This window comes from Pseudomonas sp. BF-RE-21, from assembly GCF_019947305.1.
Taxonomy (GTDB): Bacteria; Pseudomonadota; Gammaproteobacteria; order Pseudomonadales; family Pseudomonadaceae; genus Aquipseudomonas; species Aquipseudomonas migulae.
In genome coordinates this window covers 1-3407 of sequence record NZ_JAGYGF010000108.1, presented here as the reverse complement: position 1 = coordinate 3407, position 3407 = coordinate 1, and the positions used below count along the sequence as shown (strand labels likewise).

The window sequence follows — 3407 nt, the reverse complement described above, 5'->3', positions numbered from 1 at the left end:
GCCCCGCCCAACCCTGTAGGAGCCGGCAAGCCGGCTCCTACAGGGTTGGGCGGGGCCCATCATCATGGGTGCTAGAAGGTGATGTCGGCGGCGGGTATCACGTCGATCCGCGCCACTGAACCGGTCAAATGCGCCAGGTCCTTGTTGTGCTCGGCGATGATGTCTTCGGCGGGGATGTTGCCGTTGTCGACCGTGGAGTGAGCGTCAGCCGCCAGCACCACGTCGTACCCCAGTTGCAGCGCCTGACGCACTGTGGCGTTGACGCAATAGTCGGTTTGCAAACCGCAGATGACCAGGCGTTCGAAATCCTGCACCGGCAGCAGCTTTTGCAGGTTGGTCTGGTAGAACGAATCCGGTGTGGTCTTGCGTACGTGCCAATCCTTGGGCGAGGTTTCCAGCCCTTCGGCCAGTTGCCAGCCGTCAGCGTTATACGCCAGCGGACTGCCGTCTTCCTCATGCTGGATCAGCACCACCGGAATCCCGGCCTTTCGGGCACGGGCGCCGAGCCCGTTAATGGTGTCGATGACACGTGAGATTTCGAAGCACTCGTACTCGCCCGTGCAAAGTGCTCGCTGGACATCGATGATCAACATTGCGGTGGTCATGGTTCCATCCTTGATCTGTCGTTGGATCTGGGGACAGAAACTAAATCCGTCCCCTTCCAAACACAACCCTCAATAACCGAGAGACAACCCGGTGTTACGACGCGGATCGTTCGCTCCGTAGAAACGGTTTTTGCCCACCGGTTTACCTTCCAGCGACGGCGCCCCGACCAGAATCGCGGCGATATGGTTGGGATCCTGCGGCCCGGCAAACTTGTGGCCCCAGCTTTCAAGCAGCTTCACCGTGTCCGGACTGGTGGTGAACGCCTCCAGATTGGTCTCTTCCGGCAACCACTGCTGGTGGAAACGCGGCGCATCCACCGCTTCCTGGATGTTCATGCCGTAGTCGATCACGTTGAGGATGTTCAATAAGGTCTCTTTTTGTTTTTAGAGTCGGTAAAAAAAACAGAGAAAACGTTTCAAGAGCAGTACGCAGTATGGTCGGGATTGCGTATTGCGCCTCCCCGTCGAGGCAGTATGCTTGCCGCCTGCTCACCTGTTTTCGGAGTCCGCCCGCATGAGTTACACCTTCACCACCATGGCGTCGCCGGTCGGCGAGTTGAAGCTGGTCGCGAACGGTTCGAGACTGGCGGCCATCCTCTGGGAAAACGACAAACCGAATCGCGTACGGCTCGGGCCGATGAGTGAGGCGGCGGACAACCCGGTCCTGGTGCGCGCGGTTCAACAGTTGCAGGAATACTTCGCCGGCACACGAAACCGCTTCGACCTGGAACTGGATTTCGCCGGTACGGACTTTCAGAAAAAGGTGTGGCAGGCCCTGCTGACCATTCCGTTCGGGGAAACGCGCAGCTATAGCCAGATTGCCGAGCAGATCGGCAACCCGAGCGCAGTGCGTGCAGTGGGCGCGGCGAATGGCAAGAATCCGATCTCGATTATTGCGCCGTGCCATCGGGTGATCGGCGCGTCGGGGAAATTGACCGGGTTTGCAGGTGGGCTTGAGGCGAAGGAATTATTGCTGACCCTGGAAGGCGGCCAATGGGGTGGGACCGGGCGACTGGAAGGCTTTTGACCTTGCTTTATGTAGGAGCGAAGCTTGCTCGCGAAGGTGTGTCAGCAACGGTGCTGTCGCCTGACACACCTTCGCGAGCAAGCTTCGCTCCTACAGGGGATTGCGTGCTCAGGTGAACATATTTTTCATGGCGGCGTACTGCAGCAGCATGATGGTCTTCGCGTCGCAGATCTCCCCGCGATAAAATGCTTCCAGTGCGGCCTCGAACGGCCACTCCAGCACTTCCAGTTCTTCGGTCTCTTCTTCGAGCCCGCCGCCCTCGCTGACTTTCGATGAAGCATCGTATTCGGCGATGAAGAAATGCAGTTTTTCAGTCACCGAGCCGGGGCTCATGTAGGCCTCGAACACCTTCTGCACATGGTGCACGCGATAACCGGTTTCTTCCTCCGCTTCATCGCGGATGCGTTCTTCGGGCGCGGCGCCTTCGAGCAATCCCGCAGCCACCTCGATCAACAGACCGTCGTGACCGTTGACGAACACCGGCAAGCGGAACTGCCGGGTCAGTACGACGGTTTTCTTCTCGCGGTTGAACAGCAGAATCGCCGCGCCATTGCCACGGTCGTAGACCTCGCGAGTCTGGCGTTGCCATTCGCCGTTGTTGCGCTGGTAATCGAAGGTGATTTTCTTCAGCAGATACCAGTCGTGGGACAACACCTGGGACTCGACGATGTTGACCCGTTCGGCTGTGTTCGGCATGACAACGCATCCTTATTTCGTCAGAAAACGCCCATCTTAGACGAAGGTCCTCACGAAAGTTGAGCCTTGTATTCCTTCTCGTATTGCCTGGCGAGCGTTTCTTTCTGCTGGTCGTCGAGCAGCTTGCCGGCCATCTGGAAGAACTTCTGCTCTTCCTCCTTCAGATGGTGATGGACCTTCTCGGAGAGCTTCTTCGCGGTCGCCAGCCAGGCCGGGCTGGACATCTCGGTCTCGTCGAGTTCTTCCATCATTTCGTCCATTTCGTGATGTTCCGAAATCGCATGGCGACTGAGGTCGACACCGTTGTCGAACTCCATCAGCGGGATGTAGAAATGCCGCTCTTCTGCGGTTTCGTGTGCCTGGAGTTCTGACTTGAGCTGCTTGTAGGCTTCAACGCGCTCCGGGGTGTCGCCGCTGGTCTTGACCAATGCGACGGCGTAGGTGCGTTGGCGGTCATGGCTTTCGCGCAAGGCTTCGAAAATGTTCATTGGCAATCCTCATCGGCCGCGTTCTGGAATGACGCTGTAAAGGCTAGACATCTGCGCGCTGGCGACGGTTCCTCTGATTAACGAGGGATAGAACAATCGTCGCGCCCCGGATACGCTCGTGCATCACTGCCATAAGGATGTAGCCGATGACACTCAGCATCGAACAGTCGCACAACCCGACACCGGAAGATCGCGAGGCGATCCTTGCACCGTTGCGGGCCTACAACGTCGCCCAAGCGGGGGACGGCAAAGCGCAACCGCTGGCCCTGCTGGTACGCGATGACCAGGGCGAGATTCTCGGCGGGCTGTACGGCCGGTTTTTCTATCAATGGTTGTTTATCGAATTGCTGTCGGTGCCGGAACAGGGCCGGGGACAAGGCATCGGCTCCAGACTGATGCAGATGGCCGAAGTCCTGGCGCGGGAGAAGGAATGCATCGGGATCTGGCTGGACACCTTCGACTTTCAGGCGCCGGAGTTCTACAAGAAGCTTGGGTTCAGCGAGTTGGGGCAGATCGTTGACTACCCGCCGGGGCACAAGCGCTTCTTTTTCCAGAAGCGCCTGATCAACGACGCATGACTTTGTAGGAGCC

Annotated in this window: 5 protein-coding genes and 1 pseudogene; 2 read left to right on the top strand and 4 right to left on the bottom strand. The window is 58.3% G+C overall.

Going from position 1 to position 3407, the window contains the following annotated elements:
* Positions 1-71: 71 nt before the first annotated feature.
* Positions 72-605, bottom strand: coding sequence for a cysteine hydrolase family protein (locus KGB25_RS30325; protein ID WP_223438005.1), 534 nt, complete (start codon positions 603-605; stop codon positions 72-74).
* Between the two features lie 69 nt (positions 606-674).
* A pseudogene (locus KGB25_RS30320) lies at positions 675-977 on the bottom strand (gamma-glutamyltransferase); the annotation flags it as partial.
* 142 nt (positions 978-1119) lie between these two features.
* Between KGB25_RS30320 and KGB25_RS30315 the strand changes: the two are divergent.
* Positions 1120-1632 (top strand): methylated-DNA--[protein]-cysteine S-methyltransferase, encoded by a 513-nt coding sequence (locus tag KGB25_RS30315; RefSeq protein WP_207286696.1) that lies wholly within the window; start codon positions 1120-1122, stop codon positions 1630-1632.
* Positions 1633-1740: 108 nt separating this feature from the next.
* Here KGB25_RS30315 and KGB25_RS30310 read toward each other — a convergent pair whose 3' ends face one another.
* Together KGB25_RS30310 and KGB25_RS30305 are read right to left on the bottom strand one after the other, a co-directional pair.
* Positions 1741-2328, bottom strand: a complete 588-nt coding sequence (locus tag KGB25_RS30310) for an NUDIX domain-containing protein (protein WP_223438003.1) — start codon at positions 2326-2328, stop codon at positions 1741-1743.
* A gap of 50 nt (positions 2329-2378) precedes the next feature.
* Positions 2379-2816 (bottom strand): hemerythrin domain-containing protein, encoded by a 438-nt coding sequence (locus KGB25_RS30305; protein WP_008029475.1) that lies wholly within the window; start codon positions 2814-2816, stop codon positions 2379-2381.
* Between the two features lie 146 nt (positions 2817-2962).
* Here KGB25_RS30305 and KGB25_RS30300 point away from each other — a divergent pair, with 146 nt between their 5' ends.
* Positions 2963-3394, top strand: a complete 432-nt coding sequence (locus KGB25_RS30300; protein WP_223438001.1) for a GNAT family N-acetyltransferase — start codon at positions 2963-2965, stop codon at positions 3392-3394.
* Positions 3395-3407 lie beyond the last annotated feature (13 nt).

Coding starts and splice junctions, on each gene's coding strand:
- KGB25_RS30315 (WP_207286696.1), top strand. CDS start 1,120: ATGAGTTACACCTTCACCACCATGGCGTCGCCGGTCGGCGAGTTGAAG.
- KGB25_RS30310 (WP_223438003.1), bottom strand. CDS start 2,328: ATGCCGAACACAGCCGAACGGGTCAACATCGTCGAGTCCCAGGTGTTG.
- KGB25_RS30325 (WP_223438005.1), bottom strand. CDS start 605: ATGACCACCGCAATGTTGATCATCGATGTCCAGCGAGCACTTTGCACG.
- KGB25_RS30300 (WP_223438001.1), top strand. CDS start 2,963: ATGACACTCAGCATCGAACAGTCGCACAACCCGACACCGGAAGATCGC.
- KGB25_RS30305 (WP_008029475.1), bottom strand. CDS start 2,816: ATGAACATTTTCGAAGCCTTGCGCGAAAGCCATGACCGCCAACGCACC.